Below are 15993 nucleotides of genomic sequence, written 5' to 3' on the forward strand. Positions count from 1 at the left end.
CCAAGGCGCTTTCTCTTAGCGATAGACCGCGCCACTCACCACCGGCCCGGGAACCTGAAGGAGCCAGCATGAGCCTGCCCAATCCTGCCGAACTGATCAGCCAGATGGCGATTCGTCTCAAGGCACACCTGGAACACCGCGGCATCAGCGAGCCGCGCTACATCGGTATTCGCACCGGTGGCGTCTGGGTCGCCCAGGCCTTGCTCGAAGCACTGGGCAGCCAATCGCCACTGGGCACCCTGGACGTGTCCTTCTACCGCGACGACTTCAGCCAGAACGGCCTGCACCCGCAAGTGCGCCCCTCGGCCCTGCCGTTCGAGATCGAAGGCCAGCACCTGGTGCTGATCGACGACGTGCTGATGAGTGGCCGGACCATCCGCGCCGCCATGAACGAACTGTTCGACTACGGCCGCCCGGCCAGCGTGACGCTGGTGTGCCTGTTGGACCTGGACGCCGCCGAGCTGCCGATCCGGCCGAACGTGGTCGGCGCGACGCTGACGCTGGCCGCTCATGAGCGAGTCAAGCTCTCCGGCCCGTCGCCGCTGCAACTCGAACTGCAAGACCTTGCCCTTTAACTGCCCTTGTAAGAGTCCATCGCGATGACGCCTCTCGAAACCAAGCGCCCGCTGCAGCTCAACGATCAGGGCCAGCTGCGGCACTTCCTGTCCCTCGACGGCCTGCGCCGCGAGCTGCTGACGGAAATCCTCGACACTGCCGACTCGTTCCTCGAAGTCGGTGCCCGGGCGGTGAAAAAAGTCCCGTTGCTGCGCGGCAAGACCGTGTGCAACGTGTTCTTCGAAAACTCCACCCGCACCCGCACCACCTTCGAACTGGCGGCCCAGCGGCTGTCGGCGGACGTGATCACCCTCAACGTGTCCACATCCTCGGCGAGCAAGGGTGAAACCCTGCTCGACACCCTGCGCAACCTCGAAGCCATGGCCGCCGACATGTTCGTCGTGCGCCACGGCGACTCCGGCGCAGCGCATTTCATTGCCGAACACGTCTGCCCGCAAGTGGCGATCATCAACGGCGGCGACGGCCGTCACGCCCACCCGACCCAGGGCATGCTGGACATGCTGACCATCCGTCGGCACAAGGGCAGCTTCGAAAACCTGTCGGTGGCCATCGTCGGCGACATCCTGCACTCGCGGGTGGCCCGTTCGAACATGCTGGCCCTCAAGACCCTCGGCTGCCCGGACATCCGCGTAATCGCGCCGAAGACCCTGCTGCCCATCGGCGTCGAGCAATACGGCGTGAAGGTCTACACCGACATGACCGAAGGCCTCAAGGATGTGGACGTGGTGATCATGCTGCGCCTGCAACGCGAGCGCATGACCGGCGGCCTGCTGCCCAGCGAAGGCGAGTTCTACCGCCTGTTCGGCCTGACCACCGCACGCCTGGCCGGGGCCAAGCCGGACGCTATCGTCATGCACCCGGGGCCGATCAACCGCGGCGTGGAGATCGAGTCGGCGGTGGCCGACGGGCCGCACTCGGTGATTCTCAACCAGGTGACCTACGGCATCGCCATCCGCATGGCCGTGCTGTCCATGGCCATGAGCGGGCAAACGGCCCAGCGCCAATTCGACCAGGAGAACGCCCAGTGAAGCTCAGCATTCTCGGCGCACGCGTGATCGATCCAGCCAGTGGCCTGGATCAAGTGACTGATATCCATATCGATGCCTGCAAGATCGTCGCCCTTGGCGCGGCGCCGGCCGGTTTCGTCGCGGTCGAGACCCTCGACGCCCAAGGCCTGGTGGCCGCTCCGGGCCTGGTGGACCTGAACGTCGCCCTGCGCGAACCGGGCTACAGTCGCAAAGGCAGTATCGTCAGCGAAACCCGGGCCGCCGCTGCCGGTGGCGTGACCAGCCTGTGCTGCCCGCCGCAGACCAAACCGGTACTGGACACTTCGGCCGTGGCCGAACTGATCCTCGACCGTGCCCGCGAGGCCGGCAACACCAAGGTCTTCCCGATTGGCGCACTGAGCAAGGGCCTGGACGGCGAGCAACTGGCCGAACTCATCGCCCTGCGGGATGCCGGTTGCGTGGCATTCGGCAACGGCCTGAACAGTTTCCGCAACACCCGCACCCTGTGCCGCGCCCTGGAATACGCGGCGACCTTTGGCCTGACGGTGATCTTCAACTCCCAGGACCACGACCTGGCCGAAGGTGGCCTGGCCCACGAAGGCCCGACCGCCAGTTTCCTCGGCCTGCCAGGCATCCCGGAAACCGCCGAGACCGTGGCCCTGGCCCGAGACCTGCTGTTGGTCGAGCAAAGCGGCGTGCGCGCCCACTTCAGCCAGTTGACCAGTGCTCGCGGTGCGGCACTGATCGCCCAGGCCCAGGCCCGCGGCTTGCCAGTAACCGCCGATGTGGCGCTGTACCAGTTGATCCTGACCGACGAAGCGCTGATCGATTTCAACAGCGTCTACCACGTCCAGCCGCCACTGCGCACCCGCGCCGACCGCGATGGCCTGCGTGAGGCGGTGAAGTCCGGGGTGATCTCGGCCATCTCCAGCCATCACCAACCCCATGAGCGCGATGCCAAGCTGGCGCCGTTCGGCGCCACCGAGCCGGGCATCAGCAGCGTCGAACTGCTGCTGCCGCTGGCCCTGACGCTGGTGGAAGATGGTTTGCTGGACCTGCCGACCCTGCTGGCACGCCTGAGCGCCGGCCCGGCCCAGGCGCTGCAGCTGCCGGCGGGGAAACTCGCGGTTGGCGCCGCGGCGGACCTCGTGCTGTTCGACCCTGCCGCCTCCACCGTGGCCGGTGAAGCCTGGCGCTCCAAGGGTGACAACTGCCCGTTCCTCGGCCATAGCCTGCCGGGTGTGGTGCGTTACACCCTGATGGATGGGAGGATTACCCACCAGGCCTGATACCGCGCCGCGCCTATCGCGAGCAAGCTCGCTCCCACAGGTGGATCTTTGGTGAACCTCGATCCAGTGTGGGAGCGAGCTTGCTCGCGATGCAGGCGACCCGGTCTTACTGAAAAGCCCCACGCTTCTGCGCATTACGGATCGACACCTGATCATTCAGCGTCCAGAAGTCATACAGCACCCCCAGGAAAAACACCCCGCCAGTCAGCAGGTAAAGGATCCCGCTGAGCCATTTGCCCTGGTACATGCGGTGTACGCCCAGCACCCCGAGAAACGTCAGCAGAATCCACGCCACGCTGTATTCGATAGGTCCCGGGGTGAAACGCAGGCCCGCTTCGCGATCCATTGCCGGGATCAGGAACAGGTCGATCAACCAGCCAATGCCCAGCAGGCCGAAGGTGAAGAACCAGATCGTGCCCGTGACCGGCTTGCCGTAATAGAAACGATGGGCACCGGTGAACCCGAAAATCCACAGCAGATACCCAATGACCTTGCTGTGAGTATCGCGGATTGCATCCTGCTGATAGCTGTTCATGAATGGCCTCTTTTGCCTCGATAGATAAATTTTTTCGGAGTTTTTGTGACTTTTTCGTGTCTGGCCGACAAGCGGTCCTGGGCGACTCGGACCGGCGAAAGCCCCGTGGCATAGGGGTTCTGTCGGACAATCAAGTCAATTTGTCGCATTTCGCTGGGTTTTGCGCTGCGTTTCGAATCGACAAACGGCCTCGGAAACGCAAAAAAAGCTGTTATAAAGTTGCGCGCTAACCTTTAAGAGCCTTGCCTAATGCGTCCATTTTTCAAGACATGGCTAACCATTTGCCTATTATTGCCACTGGCCGCCCACGCCACCAATCGTGAGCAACGTCTTCCCAACGTCAACGGCTATACCCCGAAATCCCATGTCTCTGCTTCCTTGAGCAAGGACAAGCCCGGCGCCCAGCGCTTGAGCACGACCAACAGCAAGCTGGTCCCGCCGATGGCGACCAAAACGAGCAGCAATGTGTTGAGTCGCGCCGTGAATGTACTTGGCACACCTTATCGTTGGGGCGGCAGTAGCCCAAGTAAAGGTTTCGATTGCAGCGGACTGGTGAAATACGCCTTCAACGACGCCACCTTCGACCTGCCGCGCACCTCCAACGCCATGGCCGCCGGTCATGGCGAGAAAGTCGAGCGCAAGGACCTCAAGCCCGGTGACCTGATCTTCTTCAAGCTCAAGAGCCGCCGGGTCAACCACGTGGCCATCTACCTGGGCAACGACCGCTTCATCCACGCCCCGCGCCGTGGCAAGTCGGTGAGCATCGACACCCTGAACAAGCCGTACTGGGACACCCACTACGTGGTGGCCAAGCGCGTGCTGCCGAAAGAGCCGGGGGCGATGCGCGTGGTTCAGCGCTGACTCAAGGTGTACATGGCCCCTGTGGCGAGGGAGCTTGCTCCCGCTGGGCTCTGTAGGAGCTGGCGAAGCCTGCGATCTTTTGATCTTGATCTTTCGCTCTCGACTCAATTATCTGGGACAAGATCACAGCCTCGTTGCACTCGACAGCTCCTACAGGGCCGCTCCGCGCCCCAGCGGGAGCAAGCTCCCTCGCCACAAAAGCGGTGCTGCCTTCCTGCCGCCTCTAGAAGTTATCCGGCGTACGCGCCCGCTCCCGCGCATGTTCGCGGCTGATCAGCCCCTTGTTCACCAAGTCCTTCAGGCACATGTCCAGCGTCTGCATCCCCAGCGAACCGCCGGTCTGGATCGCCGAGTACATCTGCGCCACCTTGTCTTCACGGATCAGGTTCCGAATGGCCGAGGTGCCCAGCATGATTTCATGCGCCGCGATCCGGCCGCCGCCGATTTTCTTGACCAGCGTCTGGGAAATCACCGCCTGCAACGATTCCGACAACATCGAGCGAACCATGGACTTCTCGTCACCGGGGAAGACGTCCACCACCCGATCAATGGTCTTGGCCGCCGACGTGGTGTGCAGGGTGCCGAACACCAGGTGCCCGGTTTCCGCGGCGGTCAGCGCCAGGCGAATGGTTTCCAGGTCGCGCATCTCTCCCACCAGGATCACGTCCGGGTCCTCCCGCAGGGCCGAACGCAGGGCCGTGGAAAAACCCTGGGTGTCGCGGTGCACCTCACGCTGGTTGATCAGGCATTTGCGCGGTTCGTGAACGAATTCGATGGGGTCTTCGATGGTGAGAATGTGATGGTGCTTGTGGCTGTTCAAGTAATCGATCATGGCCGCCAGGGTGGTGGACTTGCCTGAACCGGTCGGCCCGGTCACCAACACCAGCCCGCGCGGCGATTCGGTCACCTTGCGAAACACCTCGCCCATCCCCAGGTCTTCCATGGTCAGGACTTTCGACGGAATGGTGCGAAACACCGCCCCCGCACCGCGATTCTGGTTGAAGGCGTTGACCCGGAACCGCGCGACGCCCGGCACGTCGAAGGAAAAATCGGTCTCCAGAAACTTTTCGTAATCTACTCGTTGCCGGTCGTTCATGATGTCGTAGATCAGTTCATGAACCTGCTTGTGGTCCAATGCCGGCAGGTTGATGCGCCTGACATCGCCATCGACGCGGATCATCGGTGGCAGCCCGGCGGACAGGTGCAGGTCCGACGCGCCCTGCTTGGCGCTGAACGCCAGTAACTCAGTGATATCCATAGCGCTCCTCAATTCCAGTAGAATGCCGCGAACCTCACCGCTGGCGCTTCTTTATGTCCACGATAGCAGACAACATCGCTCAGGTTAGTTCGCGCATCCGCGCTGCGGAGCAGGCCGCCCAGCGCGCCGAACACAGTGTCAAACTGCTGGCCGTGAGCAAGACCAAACCCGTCCAGGCCTTGCGCGAAGCCTATGCCGCCGGCCTGCGGGACTTCGGCGAGAACTACCTGCAAGAAGCCTTGGGCAAACAGCTCGAACTGACCGACCTGCCCTTGATCTGGCACTTCATCGGTCCCATTCAATCGAACAAGACGCGCGCTATCGCCGAACATTTCGACTGGGTGCATTCCGTGGATCGCTTGAAAATTGCACAGCGTCTGTCCGAGCAGCGTCCGGCCGACTTGCCACCGCTGAACATCTGCATCCAGGTCAACGTCAGCGGTGAAGCCAGCAAATCCGGTTGCACCCCAGCGGACCTGCCCGCCCTGACCAGCGCCATCAGCGCCCTGCCCCGCCTGAAACTGCGCGGGTTGATGGCGATTCCCGAACCCACCGAAGACCGCGCCGCCCAGGATGCTGCCTTCGCCGCGGTCCAACGCTTGCAAGCCAGCCTGGCGCTACCGCTGGACACCCTTTCCATGGGCATGAGCCACGACCTTGAGTCAGCCATCGCCCAAGGCGCCACTTGGGTACGCATCGGTACGGCCCTGTTTGGCGCCCGCGACTACGGTCAATCCTGAAACATGGCCGACTCATCTCTTTATAAGGACCTGTCATGAGCAACACGCGTATTGCCTTCATCGGCGCCGGCAACATGGCCGCCAGCCTGATCGGCGGCCTGCGGGCCAAGGGCCTGGACGCTTCTTTGATTCGCGCCAGCGATCCGGGTGAAGAGACCCGCACCCGGGTGAGCAGCGAGCACGGCGTCGAAACCTTCGCCGACAACGCCCAGGCCATCGACGGCGCGGACGTCATCGTGCTGGCGGTCAAGCCGCAGGCGATGAAAACCGTCTGCGCGGCCCTGCGCCCAAGCCTCAAGCCTCATCAACTGGTGGTGTCGATTGCCGCCGGCATCACGTGCGCCAGCATGAACAACTGGCTCGGCGAGCAGCCGATCGTACGCTGCATGCCCAACACCCCAGCACTGCTGCGCCAGGGCGTCAGCGGCCTGTTCGCCACTTCCCAAGTGTCCGCCGCACAACGCCAGCAGGCCGAGGAGCTGCTGTCGGCTGTCGGCCTGGCACTGTGGCTGGACACCGAACAGCAACTGGACGCCGTTACCGCCGTCTCCGGCTCGGGCCCGGCGTACTTCTTCCTGCTGATCGAAGCCATGACTGCCGCCGGCGAGAAACTCGGCCTGCCCCGGGAAACCGCCGCCAGGCTGACCTTGCAGACCGCCCTCGGTGCCGCGCACATGGCGGTGTCCAGCGACGTCGATGCGGCCGAGCTGCGTCGCCGCGTGACCTCGCCGGCCGGCACCACCGAAGCGGCCATCAAATCGTTCCAGGCCGGGGGCTTCGAAGCCCTGGTGGAAAAAGCACTCGGCGCCGCCGCGCACCGCTCGGCCGAAATGGCCGAACAACTGGGCCAATAAGGAGTTATTCATGATTGGATTGAACACTGCAGCGGTCTACGTGCTGCAAACCCTCGGCAGCCTGTACCTGCTGATCGTGCTGCTGCGCTTCGTGCTGCAACTGGTGCGCGCCAACTTCTACAACCCGCTGTGCCAGTTCATAGTCAAGGCCACCCAGCCACTGCTCAAGCCCCTGCGCCGGATCATCCCGAGCCTGTTCGGCCTGGACATGTCGTCGCTGGTCCTGGCGATCCTCGTGCAACTGGCGCTGATGGCCCTGACCCTGCTGCTGACCTATGGCACCACCGGCAACCCGCTGCAACTGCTGATCTGGTCGATCATTGGCGTGACCGCGCTGTTCCTGAAGATTTTCTTCTTCGCCCTGATCATCAGCGTGATCCTGTCGTGGGTCGCGCCGGGCAGCCATAACCCGGGCGCCGAGCTGGTGAACCAGATCTGCGAGCCGGCCCTGGCGCCGTTCCGCCGCATCGTGCCGAACCTCGGCGGCCTGGATATCTCGCCGATCCTGGCGTTCATGGTGCTCAAGCTGATCGACATGCTGGTGATCAACAACCTGGCGGCGATGACCATGATGCCGGAAATCCTGCGCCTGCTGATCTGACCCAGGTGAGCTACTTTCGCTGGGACGGCGACGACCTGATCCTGGAGTGCCACCTGCAACCGGCAGCCCGCAGCGATGATTTCGCCGGGCTGCACGGTGACCGCCTGAAGATCCGCCTCACCGCCCCGCCGGTCGAGGGCAAGGCCAACGCTTACCTGATGGCGTTCCTGGCCAAGGCGTTTGGCGTGTCCAAGAGCCAGGTCAGCCTGATCAGCGGCGAATTGAACCGGCAGAAACGGGTGCGCATTCATTCGCCGAAGAAACTGCCGGAGTTGCCGGGCCTCGTCCGGCCGACCTGATCCGGCTTGGATCGGGGGCATGGTTAACCCTGTGGCGAGGAAGCTTGCTCCCGCTGGGCCGCACCTGTAGGAGCTGCCGGAGGCTCGGGCCGCGTTCGGACGATCTTTTGATCTTGATCTGTTGTGCGTTCGCTCACGACTCAATTGTCTGGGGAAAGATCGCAGCCTCGTTGCACTCGACAGCTCCTACAGGGCCGCTTCGCGCCCCAGCGGGAGCAAGCTCCCTCGCCACAAAAACAACGGCGGACAATCAGCGGCGCCTTTGCTTGCCGCCTGCCACAGCGGTCTTTAGACTTACGCCTCATTTCAACGCGAGCAGGGTCGATGCCAGCTGCCTTTCCCCCCGATTCCGTTGGTCTGGTGACGCCGCAAATGGCGCATTTCAGCGAGCCCCTGGCCCTGGCCTGCGGCCGTTCGTTGCCAGCCTATGACCTGATCTACGAAACCTACGGCACCCTCAATGCCACGGCGAGCAATGCCGTGCTGATTTGCCACGCCTTGTCGGGGCATCACCACGCCGCCGGCTACCACAGCGTCGACGACCGCAAGCCCGGCTGGTGGGATAGCTGCATCGGCCCGGGCAAGCCCATCGACACCAGCAAGTTCTTCGTGATCAGCCTGAACAACCTGGGCGGCTGCAACGGTTCCACTGGCCCCAGCAGCCTCAACCCGGACACCGGCAAACCTTTCGGCGCCGATTTCCCGGTGCTGACCGTGGAAGACTGGGTTCACAGCCAGGCACGCCTGGCCGATCGCCTCGGGGTCGGCCAGTGGGCCGCCGTGATCGGTGGCAGCCTGGGGGGCATGCAGGCCCTGCAATGGACCATCACCTACCCGGACCGCGTGCGCCACTGCCTGGCAATCGCCTCGGCGCCCAAGCTGTCGGCGCAGAACATCGCCTTCAACGAAGTGGCGCGCCAGGCGATCCTCACCGACCCGGAGTTCCATGGCGGCTCGTTCCAGGAACACGGCGTGATCCCCAAGCGCGGGCTGATGCTGGCGCGGATGGTCGGGCACATCACCTACCTGTCCGACGACTCCATGGGCGAGAAATTCGGCCGTGGCCTCAAGAGCGAAAAGCTCAACTACGACTTCCACAGCGTCGAGTTCCAGGTCGAGAGCTACCTGCGTTATCAGGGTGAAGAGTTCTCCGGGCGTTTCGACGCCAACACGTACCTGTTGATGACCAAGGCACTGGACTACTTCGATCCGGCGGCGAACTTCGACGATAACCTGGCGAAAACCTTCGCCAACGCCACCGCCAAGTTCTGCGTGATGTCGTTCACCACCGACTGGCGCTTCTCCCCGGCGCGCTCGCGGGAGCTGGTGGACGCGCTGATGGCTGCGCGCAAGGACGTCTGCTACCTGGAAATCGACGCGCCCCAGGGTCACGACGCCTTTTTGATCCCGATCCCGCGCTACCTGCAGGCGTTCGGCAACTACATGAACCGTATAACGCTGTGAGGACGCCATGAGAGCCGATCTGGAAATCATCCAGGAATGGATCCCCGCCGGCAGCCGCGTGCTCGACCTGGGCTGCGGCAACGGCGAACTGCTGACCTGGCTGCGGGACAACAAGCAAGTCAGCGGCTACGGCCTGGAAAACGACCCGGACAACATTGCCGAATGCGTCGCCAAGGGCATAAACGTCATCGAGCAGGACCTGGACAAGGGCCTGGGCAACTTTGCCAGCAACAGCTTCGACATCGTGGTCATGACCCAGGCGCTGCAAGCAGTGCACTACCCGGACAAGATCCTCGACGAAATGCTGCGGGTTGGACGCCAGTGCATCATCACCTTCCCCAACTTCGGCCACTGGCGTTGCCGCTGGTACCTGGCGAGCAAGGGCCGCATGCCAGTCTCGGAGTTCCTGCCCTACACCTGGTACAACACGCCAAACATCCACTTCTGCACCTTCGAGGATTTCGAAGCGCTGTGCCGCGAGCGTGAAGCCAAGGTCATCGATCGCCTGGCCGTGGACCAGCAGCACCGCCACGGGTGGGCCAGCAAGCTATGGCCTAATCTGTTAGGTGAGATAGGCATCTATCGGGTCAGCAGCCCAGGCCTTACCGATTATCAGGTCGCGGTGTGAGCCCCGGCCTCACCAGGAGCACGACATGAACCGTCTAGCGCTGTTTCTCATCACCGCTTGCCTGAGCGTTGGCGCCATGGCCGCCGACGCTATCAAGGGCGAGCGCAAGGAAGTGTTCGGTGATATCACCGTGCACTACAACACCTTCAACTCCACCTTCCTGACACCGGACATCGCCAAGGCCGCCGAGCTGATTCGCAGCAAGCAACAAGGCGTGATCAACATCTCGGTGCTCAAGGATGGCAAGCCCTTGATGGCCCAGGTCAGCGGCACGGTGAAAGACCTCACCAGCCAGAGCGTCCCACTGCAATTCAAGCAGGTGACCGAGCCAGGCGCGATCTACTACATCGCCCAGTACCCGGTGCCCCAGCAGGAAACCCGCACCTTCGAGATCAAGGTGCAAACCGGCGACAAGATCAACACCATCAACTTCAACCAGGAACTGTTCCCGGGCCAATGATCAATTTCACCCAACTCGTACTGGCCAGCCACAACGCCGGCAAACTCAAGGAACTGCAGGCCATGCTCGGCGGCTCGGTGCAGTTGCGCTCGATTGGCGAGTTCAGCCAGGTGGAACCGGAAGAGACCGGCCTGTCGTTTGTCGAGAACGCCATCCTCAAGGCCCGCAATGCCGCACGCATCTCGGGCCTGCCAGCGCTGGCCGACGATTCCGGGCTGGCCGTGGACTTCCTGGGCGGTGCGCCAGGCATTTACTCGGCCCGTTACGCTGACGGTAAAGGTGACGCGGCGAACAACGCCAAGCTGCTCGACGCCCTCAAGGACGTGCCCGAAGCCGAGCGCGGCGCGCAGTTCGTGTGTGTGCTGGCCCTGGTACGCCATGCCGATGATCCACTGCCGATCCTCTGCGAAGGCCTGTGGCACGGGCGCATTCTCACCGAAGCCAGCGGCGAGCACGGTTTTGGCTATGACCCGTTGTTCTGGGTGCCGGAGCGCAATTGCTCCAGCGCCGAGCTGGGGCCGGTGGAAAAGAACCAACTGAGCCACCGCGCCCGAGCCATGGCCCTGCTGCGTCAACGCCTGGGCCTGCAATGATCGATGACGCTCCCACACCGCTGATTCATGGCGGTGTACAAACGCCTCGGGCGCCGCTGCCAGTGCTGCCGCCCCTGGCGTTGTACATCCACATACCGTGGTGCGTGCGCAAATGCCCGTATTGCGACTTCAACTCCCACACCGCCAGCCCGCAGTTGCCGGAAGAGGAATATGTCGACGCCTTGCTGGCCGACCTCGACCAGGACTTGCACGCGGTTTATGGTCGCCCGTTGAGCTCGATCTTTTTTGGTGGCGGCACCCCGAGCCTGTTCAGCGCCCAAGCCCTGGGGCGTTTGCTCAAGGGAGTGGAAGCGCGGATACCGTTCGCCCAGGACATTGAAATCACCCTGGAAGCCAACCCCGGCACCTTCGAGCAAGAAAAATTCGTCGCTTACCGGGCCTTGGGCATCAATCGCCTGTCCATCGGTATCCAGAGTTTCCAGCAAGCCAAGCTCGAGGCCCTGGGGCGGATACACAACGGCGACGAAGCGGTGCGCGCCGCCGGCATGGCTCGCCAGGCCGGCTTCGACAATTTCAACCTGGACCTGATGCATGGGCTGCCCGACCAGTCCCTGGAAGACGCCTTGAGCGACCTGCGCCAGGCCATCGCCTTGAAGCCGACGCATTTGTCCTGGTACCAGCTGACGCTGGAGCCGAACACGGTGTTCTGGAACCAGCCGCCGACATTGCCCGAAGACGACACGCTGTGGGACATCCAGGAAGCCGGGCAAGCCTTGCTGGCCGAACACGGCTACGCCCAATACGAGGTTTCGGCCTACGCCCAACCCGGCCGGGCGGCGCGGCATAACCTCAATTACTGGAGCTTCGGCGACTTCATCGGCATCGGCGCCGGCGCCCACGGCAAGCTCAGCCATCCGGACGGGCGCATCGTGCGCACCTGGAAGACCCGCCTACCCAAGGACTACCTCAACCCGGCCAAGAGCTTCCAGGCCGGCGAGAAAACCCTGGCCAACGAAGAGCTGCCGTTCGAGTTCCTGATGAATGCCCTGCGCCTGACCGAGGGCGTGGAAGCGCGGCTGTACCCGGAGCGCACCGGGTTGCCCCTGCAAAGCCTGGCCGAAGGCCGACGCGAGGCCGAACAAAGCGGGTTGTTGCAGGTCGAACCGACACGTCTGGCGGCCACCGAGCGCGGACAGCTGTTTCTCAACGACTTGCTGCAGACATTTCTGAGCTGATCAACACAAGGAAATCGAATGGATCTGGTACTCGACCTGCTGGCCACCGTGTCCCGCTGGAGCCGCAGCAACTTGTCGGAAATCTCCCTGGCATTGATAGGCTGCCTGCTGGTGCTGTTTGGCGCCGACATCAAGGGCTGGGTCGAACAACGCCTGGGCAGCATCGCCAGCGCCTTGCGCGTCCCGCTGATCGCCCTGTTGTGCATGATCGGCAGCGGCGCAGCACTGATCTACGCCACGCCGTGGGTCGTTCGGGGTTTGAGCCAGTTCAACAACTACAGCCTGGCGCCGGTGTTGTTGGTGGTGCTGGTGTTGATAGGCGTAGTCGCGGATCGGCGCTGACCCGGTCACCTAAAACAACTGTGGGAGCGAGCTTTGTGGGAGTAAAGCTTGCTCGCGATGCAGGCAACTCAGGTTCAAGTGGACACCGAGGCGCGGCTATCGCGGGCAAGCCTTGCTCCCACAGAAGCTCGTTCCCACAGGGGATCCCCTTTCAGCAGGGGTTTCTGGTGTTTAAGCCAGCTTCGCGAACTTCAAATCCCAAACCCCATGCCCAAGGCGTTCGCCACGGCGCTCGAACTTGGTGATCGGCCGTTCGGCCGGGCGCGGTACGCACTTGCCGTCTTCAGCCAGGTTGCGATAGCCCGGGGCGACGTTCATCACTTCCAGCATGTATTCGGCGTAGGGTTCCCAGTCGGTGGCCATGTGCAGCACACCGCCGACCTTCAACTTGCTGCGCACCAGTTCAGCGAACGACGCCTGGACGATACGGCGCTTGTGGTGGCGGCTTTTGTGCCAAGGGTCCGGGAAGAACAACATCAGGCGGTCGAGGCTGTTGTCGGCCACGCAGCGGTTGAGCACTTCGATGGCGTCGCAATCGTAGACCCGCAGGTTGGTCAGCCCTTGGGTCAGCACGCCGTTGAGCAGCGCACCGACACCGGGACGGTGGACTTCCACACCGATGAAATCCTGCTCCGGCGAAGCGGCGGCCATTTCCAGCAACGAATGGCCCATGCCGAAGCCGATTTCCAGCGAGCGCGGGGCCGAGCGGCCGAAGACCTGGTCAAAATCCACCGGGGCATCGGCAAGTGGCAGGACAAACAGCGGCGCGCCCTGCTCCAGGCCGCGCTGCTGGCCTTCAGTCATGCGCCCGGCGCGCATCACGAAACTCTTGATGCGGCGGTGCTGGCGTTCTTCGCCTTCTTCCGGCAGGACCGGCGTGTCGTTCGATTCAGTCATCAATGGCTCTTACTTGATCAGACCATCCAGCGGCGAGGAGGCGCTGGCGTAAAGTTTTTTCGGCATGCGGCCAGCCAGGTACGCCAGGCGACCGGCGACGATGGCGTGCTTCATGGCTTCGGCCATGAGGATCGGCTGCTGGGCGTGGGCGATGGCCGAGTTCATCAGCACCGCTTCGCAACCCAGTTCCATGGCGATGGTGGCGTCGGAAGCGGTACCGACACCGGCATCCACCAACACCGGGATCTTGGCTTCTTCCAGGATGATCTGCAGGTTGTACGGGTTGCAGATCCCCAGGCCTGTACCGATCAGGCCGGCCAGCGGCATGACCGCGATGCAGCCGATTTCCGCCAATTGACGGGCGATGATCGGATCATCGCTGGTGTAGACCATCACGTCGAAGCCTTCCTTGACCAGGGTTTCAGCGGCCTTGAGGGTTTCGATCACGTTGGGAAACAGGGTTTTCTGGTCCGCCAGCACTTCCAGCTTCACCAGGTTGTGGCCGTCGAGCAGCTCACGGGCCAGGCGGCAGGTGCGCACGGCCTCGATAGCGTCGAAGCAACCGGCGGTGTTCGGCAGGATGGTGTAGCGGTCCGGCGGCAGGATATCCAGCAGGTTCGGTTCGCCCGGATTCTGGCCGATGTTGGTCCGGCGCACGGCGACGGTCACGATTTCGGCGCCCGAGGCCTCGATGGCCAGGCGGGTTTCTTCCATGTCGCGATATTTGCCGGTGCCTACCAGCAAGCGCGACTGGTAGGTACGACCGGCCAGGACGAAGGGCTTGTCGCTACGAACGATGCTCATGGGAAATCCTCTGTTGGGGTGAGGTTCTTGCGAAATGCTGCGAAACCGAGGCGACTAGCCGCCACCGATGGCGTGGACCACTTCAACGCTGTCGCCATCGTTCAACGTGGTTTCAGCGTGCTGGCTGCGCGGGACGATATCCAGATTGAGTTCCACCGCGACGCGGCGTCCGGTGAGTTCCAGACGGGTCAGCAGGGCCGCAACGGTTTCACCGTCGGGCAGATCAAGGGGTTCGCCGTTCAACTGAATGCGCATGCCGGATGCCGCCATCATTTTTAGGGGCTGGCATTCTAGCCCGATCAGTCTGGGTGACCCAAGCCATTCGTCATGAAATGGACCGCCCGGTCAGCCCAGCCGCCAGGCGGCAAGCCCCAGGCATACCCAGCCGATCAGGAACGCCACGCCGCCCAACGGCGTGATGATGCCCAGCTTGCTGATGCCCGTGAGGGTCAGCAGGTACAGGCTGCCGGAGAACAACAGGATGCCGACCACAAATGAAACTCCGGCCCAGGTGACGATGCGGCCGGGAATGTGCGTGGCCAGCAGCGCAACGCCCAGCAACGCCAGGGTGTGCACCAGTTGATAGGTGACGCCGGTGTGGAAAATCGCCAGGTATTCGGCGCTCAGGCGATCTTTCAGGCCATGGGCGGCGAACGCCCCCAGTGCCACGCCCGTGAAGCCGAAAAAAGCAGCCAGCATCAGAAAGCTACGCAGCATGAGAACTCCAGTCAGACTCGGTGGACAGGGTCTGTATAATGGCCCGCTCGACGGGTTCGGCCAAGCCATCTCTATGCTGCGTTTATTATTTCGACGGTTCCTTAAAGCCCTGCTCTGGTTCGCCGTTGGCAGCGTTGTGCTCGTGCTGTTGTTTCGGGTGGTGCCGCCGCCGTTCACGGCGCTGATGATCGAGCGCAAGGTTGAATCCTGGTTCGGCGGCGAACCCATCGACCTGCAACGCACCTGGCAGCCTTGGGACCAGATCTCCGATAGCCTGAAAGTGGCGGTGATTGCTGGCGAAGACCAGAAATTCCCCGAGCACTGGGGCTTCGACATCGGCGCGATCCAGGCCGCGTTCGCCCACAATGGGCGTGGCGGTTCGATTCGCGGCGCCAGCACCCTCAGCCAGCAAGTGTCCAAGAACCTGTTCCTGTGGTCGGGCCGCAGCTGGCTGCGCAAGGGACTGGAGGCCTGGTTCACCGCGCTGATCGAAGTGCTCTGGCCCAAGCAGCGGATCCTCGAGGTGTACCTCAACAGCGTCGAGTGGGATGACGGTGTATTCGGCGCAGAAGCGGCGGCACGCCATCACTTCCGCATCAGCGCCGACGCCTTGTCCCGGCAACAGGCCAGCCTGCTGGCGGCGGTATTGCCCAACCCGCGAAAATGGAGCGCCAGCCGGCCGAGCCCCTATGTGCTGCGGCGGGCGGGCTGGATTCGCCAGCAGATGAGCCAGTTGGGGGGCGACAGTTATCTGCTGGAACTCAATAATTCGCGGCGAGCGCCTTGGGCCCAGTAAACCAAGACACTGGAGACCCCTTGTGGGAGCGAGCCTGCTCGCGATGACAATAGCTCATTCGACATCTTCATCGACT

Annotated in this window: 21 protein-coding genes; 15 read left to right on the forward strand and 6 right to left on the reverse strand. The window is 62.9% G+C overall.

The genetic code is table 11. From position 1 onward, the window contains the following. The first annotated feature begins 68 nt into the window (after positions 1-68). From pyrR to QMK47_RS27640, 3 genes are read left to right on the forward strand one after another with little or no spacing between them, the layout of a single operon-like run. The gene (pyrR, locus tag QMK47_RS27630) at positions 69-575 is read left to right on the forward strand and encodes a bifunctional pyr operon transcriptional regulator/uracil phosphoribosyltransferase PyrR (protein WP_014340669.1); all 507 of its coding nucleotides are present in this window, start codon (positions 69-71) and stop codon (positions 573-575) included. A gap of 24 nt (positions 576-599) precedes the next feature. Continuing rightward, on the forward strand, positions 600-1604 hold the full coding sequence (locus QMK47_RS27635; protein WP_003177495.1) for an aspartate carbamoyltransferase catalytic subunit: 1005 nt from the start codon (positions 600-602) through the stop codon (positions 1602-1604). Then, entirely contained in the window at positions 1601-2872 is a 1272-nt protein-coding gene (locus QMK47_RS27640; RefSeq protein ID WP_013694464.1) for a dihydroorotase, read from the forward strand. The genes QMK47_RS27635 and QMK47_RS27640 overlap by 4 nt, the downstream gene beginning before the upstream one ends. A 106-nt stretch (positions 2873-2978) precedes the next feature. Here the strand turns inward: QMK47_RS27640 and QMK47_RS27645 are convergent, their stop codons facing one another. Further along, complete coding sequence (locus tag QMK47_RS27645; RefSeq protein WP_214509980.1) at positions 2979-3407, reverse strand: NINE protein; 429 nt, start codon at positions 3405-3407, stop codon at positions 2979-2981. Between the two features lie 249 nt (positions 3408-3656). Between QMK47_RS27645 and QMK47_RS27650 the strand changes: the two genes are divergently transcribed. Further along, complete coding sequence (locus QMK47_RS27650) at positions 3657-4268, forward strand: C40 family peptidase (protein WP_253470169.1); 612 nt, start codon at positions 3657-3659, stop codon at positions 4266-4268. Between the two features lie 223 nt (positions 4269-4491). Here QMK47_RS27650 and QMK47_RS27655 read toward each other — a convergent pair whose 3' ends face one another. Further along, positions 4492-5526, reverse strand: a complete 1035-nt coding sequence (locus tag QMK47_RS27655) for a type IV pilus twitching motility protein PilT (protein WP_253470176.1) — start codon at positions 5524-5526, stop codon at positions 4492-4494. Positions 5527-5579: 53 nt separating this feature from the next. On the opposite strand from QMK47_RS27655, the gene QMK47_RS27660 reads away from it, so the two are divergent. The 10 genes from QMK47_RS27660 (at position 5580) to QMK47_RS27705 (ending at position 12703) form a co-directional block, all read left to right on the forward strand. Next, positions 5580-6266 carry a YggS family pyridoxal phosphate-dependent enzyme gene (locus tag QMK47_RS27660; RefSeq protein WP_258689617.1) on the forward strand — a complete coding sequence of 229 codons (687 nt, stop codon included), beginning with the start codon at positions 5580-5582 and terminating at the stop codon, positions 6264-6266. A gap of 35 nt (positions 6267-6301) precedes the next feature. Continuing rightward, the gene (gene proC / locus QMK47_RS27665; protein WP_320389577.1) at positions 6302-7120 is read left to right on the forward strand and encodes a pyrroline-5-carboxylate reductase; all 819 of its coding nucleotides are present in this window, start codon (positions 6302-6304) and stop codon (positions 7118-7120) included. A gap of 10 nt (positions 7121-7130) precedes the next feature. Then, positions 7131-7721 carry a YggT family protein gene (locus tag QMK47_RS27670; RefSeq protein WP_210641784.1) on the forward strand — a complete coding sequence of 197 codons (591 nt, stop codon included), beginning with the start codon at positions 7131-7133 and terminating at the stop codon, positions 7719-7721. Between the two features lie 5 nt (positions 7722-7726). Beyond that, a complete protein-coding gene (locus QMK47_RS27675; protein WP_092150072.1) occupies positions 7727-8020 on the forward strand; it encodes a DUF167 domain-containing protein in 294 nt (97 codons plus the stop codon). Positions 8021-8344: 324 nt separating this feature from the next. Continuing rightward, complete coding sequence (gene metX, locus QMK47_RS27680; protein WP_258689620.1) at positions 8345-9484, forward strand: homoserine O-succinyltransferase MetX; 1140 nt, start codon at positions 8345-8347, stop codon at positions 9482-9484. A gap of 7 nt (positions 9485-9491) precedes the next feature. After that, on the forward strand, positions 9492-10112 hold the full coding sequence (gene metW, locus QMK47_RS27685; RefSeq protein ID WP_003206492.1) for a methionine biosynthesis protein MetW: 621 nt from the start codon (positions 9492-9494) through the stop codon (positions 10110-10112). Between the two features lie 25 nt (positions 10113-10137). After that, on the forward strand, positions 10138-10572 hold the full coding sequence (locus tag QMK47_RS27690; protein WP_214509986.1) for a DUF4426 domain-containing protein: 435 nt from the start codon (positions 10138-10140) through the stop codon (positions 10570-10572). Continuing rightward, positions 10569-11165, forward strand: coding sequence for an RdgB/HAM1 family non-canonical purine NTP pyrophosphatase (gene rdgB, locus QMK47_RS27695; protein WP_013694468.1), 597 nt, complete (start codon positions 10569-10571; stop codon positions 11163-11165). The genes QMK47_RS27690 and rdgB overlap by 4 nt, the downstream gene beginning before the upstream one ends. Next, positions 11162-12361: a radical SAM family heme chaperone HemW gene (gene hemW / locus QMK47_RS27700; RefSeq protein WP_258689621.1), complete on the forward strand. Its 1200-nt coding sequence runs from the start codon at positions 11162-11164 to the stop codon at positions 12359-12361. Before rdgB ends, hemW begins: the two co-directional genes overlap by 4 nt. A gap of 18 nt (positions 12362-12379) precedes the next feature. After that, positions 12380-12703 carry a DUF3392 domain-containing protein gene (locus tag QMK47_RS27705; RefSeq protein WP_214509987.1) on the forward strand — a complete coding sequence of 108 codons (324 nt, stop codon included), beginning with the start codon at positions 12380-12382 and terminating at the stop codon, positions 12701-12703. A gap of 171 nt (positions 12704-12874) precedes the next feature. Here the strand turns inward: QMK47_RS27705 and trmB are convergent, their stop codons facing one another. The 4 genes from trmB to QMK47_RS27725 form a co-directional block, all read right to left on the reverse strand. Then, positions 12875-13600: a tRNA (guanosine(46)-N7)-methyltransferase TrmB gene (gene trmB / locus QMK47_RS27710; RefSeq protein WP_320389578.1), complete on the reverse strand. Its 726-nt coding sequence runs from the start codon at positions 13598-13600 to the stop codon at positions 12875-12877. Between the two features lie 9 nt (positions 13601-13609). Next, a complete protein-coding gene (locus QMK47_RS27715; RefSeq protein WP_003177480.1) occupies positions 13610-14404 on the reverse strand; it encodes a thiazole synthase in 795 nt (264 codons plus the stop codon). 54 nt (positions 14405-14458) lie between these two features. After that, positions 14459-14659, reverse strand: a complete 201-nt coding sequence (gene thiS, locus QMK47_RS27720; protein ID WP_018609493.1) for a sulfur carrier protein ThiS — start codon at positions 14657-14659, stop codon at positions 14459-14461. A 90-nt stretch (positions 14660-14749) separates the two neighbouring features. After that, entirely contained in the window at positions 14750-15121 is a 372-nt protein-coding gene (locus QMK47_RS27725; RefSeq protein WP_320389579.1) for a DUF423 domain-containing protein, read from the reverse strand. Between the two features lie 73 nt (positions 15122-15194). On the opposite strand from QMK47_RS27725, the gene mtgA reads away from it, so the two are divergent. Then, complete coding sequence (gene mtgA, locus QMK47_RS27730; protein ID WP_018609489.1) at positions 15195-15917, forward strand: monofunctional biosynthetic peptidoglycan transglycosylase; 723 nt, start codon at positions 15195-15197, stop codon at positions 15915-15917. The last annotated feature ends 76 nt before the right edge of the window (positions 15918-15993 follow it).

This window comes from Pseudomonas sp. P9_35, assembly GCF_034008205.1.
GTDB classification, from domain to species: domain Bacteria; phylum Pseudomonadota; class Gammaproteobacteria; order Pseudomonadales; family Pseudomonadaceae; genus Aquipseudomonas; species Aquipseudomonas kilonensis.

What these genes read in the sequence shown, in the direction of transcription:
- QMK47_RS27645 (WP_214509980.1), bottom strand. Translation starts at nt 3,407, where the DNA reads ATGAACAGCTATCAGCAGGATGCAATCCGCGATACTCACAGCAAGGTC.
- rdgB (WP_013694468.1), top strand. Translation starts at nt 10,569, where the DNA reads ATGATCAATTTCACCCAACTCGTACTGGCCAGCCACAACGCCGGCAAA.
- mtgA (WP_018609489.1), top strand. Translation starts at nt 15,195, where the DNA reads ATGCTGCGTTTATTATTTCGACGGTTCCTTAAAGCCCTGCTCTGGTTC.
- QMK47_RS27715 (WP_003177480.1), bottom strand. Translation starts at nt 14,404, where the DNA reads ATGAGCATCGTTCGTAGCGACAAGCCCTTCGTCCTGGCCGGTCGTACC.
- trmB (WP_320389578.1), bottom strand. Translation starts at nt 13,600, where the DNA reads ATGACTGAATCGAACGACACGCCGGTCCTGCCGGAAGAAGGCGAAGAA.
- QMK47_RS27655 (WP_253470176.1), bottom strand. Translation starts at nt 5,526, where the DNA reads ATGGATATCACTGAGTTACTGGCGTTCAGCGCCAAGCAGGGCGCGTCG.
- QMK47_RS27725 (WP_320389579.1), bottom strand. Translation starts at nt 15,121, where the DNA reads ATGCTGCGTAGCTTTCTGATGCTGGCTGCTTTTTTCGGCTTCACGGGC.
- QMK47_RS27660 (WP_258689617.1), top strand. Translation starts at nt 5,580, where the DNA reads ATGTCCACGATAGCAGACAACATCGCTCAGGTTAGTTCGCGCATCCGC.
- hemW (WP_258689621.1), top strand. Translation starts at nt 11,162, where the DNA reads ATGATCGATGACGCTCCCACACCGCTGATTCATGGCGGTGTACAAACG.
- QMK47_RS27690 (WP_214509986.1), top strand. Translation starts at nt 10,138, where the DNA reads ATGAACCGTCTAGCGCTGTTTCTCATCACCGCTTGCCTGAGCGTTGGC.
- QMK47_RS27650 (WP_253470169.1), top strand. Translation starts at nt 3,657, where the DNA reads ATGCGTCCATTTTTCAAGACATGGCTAACCATTTGCCTATTATTGCCA.
- proC (WP_320389577.1), top strand. Translation starts at nt 6,302, where the DNA reads ATGAGCAACACGCGTATTGCCTTCATCGGCGCCGGCAACATGGCCGCC.
- QMK47_RS27635 (WP_003177495.1), top strand. Translation starts at nt 600, where the DNA reads ATGACGCCTCTCGAAACCAAGCGCCCGCTGCAGCTCAACGATCAGGGC.
- QMK47_RS27705 (WP_214509987.1), top strand. Translation starts at nt 12,380, where the DNA reads ATGGATCTGGTACTCGACCTGCTGGCCACCGTGTCCCGCTGGAGCCGC.
- pyrR (WP_014340669.1), top strand. Translation starts at nt 69, where the DNA reads ATGAGCCTGCCCAATCCTGCCGAACTGATCAGCCAGATGGCGATTCGT.
- metX (WP_258689620.1), top strand. Translation starts at nt 8,345, where the DNA reads ATGCCAGCTGCCTTTCCCCCCGATTCCGTTGGTCTGGTGACGCCGCAA.
- QMK47_RS27670 (WP_210641784.1), top strand. Translation starts at nt 7,131, where the DNA reads ATGATTGGATTGAACACTGCAGCGGTCTACGTGCTGCAAACCCTCGGC.
- metW (WP_003206492.1), top strand. Translation starts at nt 9,492, where the DNA reads ATGAGAGCCGATCTGGAAATCATCCAGGAATGGATCCCCGCCGGCAGC.
- thiS (WP_018609493.1), bottom strand. Translation starts at nt 14,659, where the DNA reads ATGCGCATTCAGTTGAACGGCGAACCCCTTGATCTGCCCGACGGTGAA.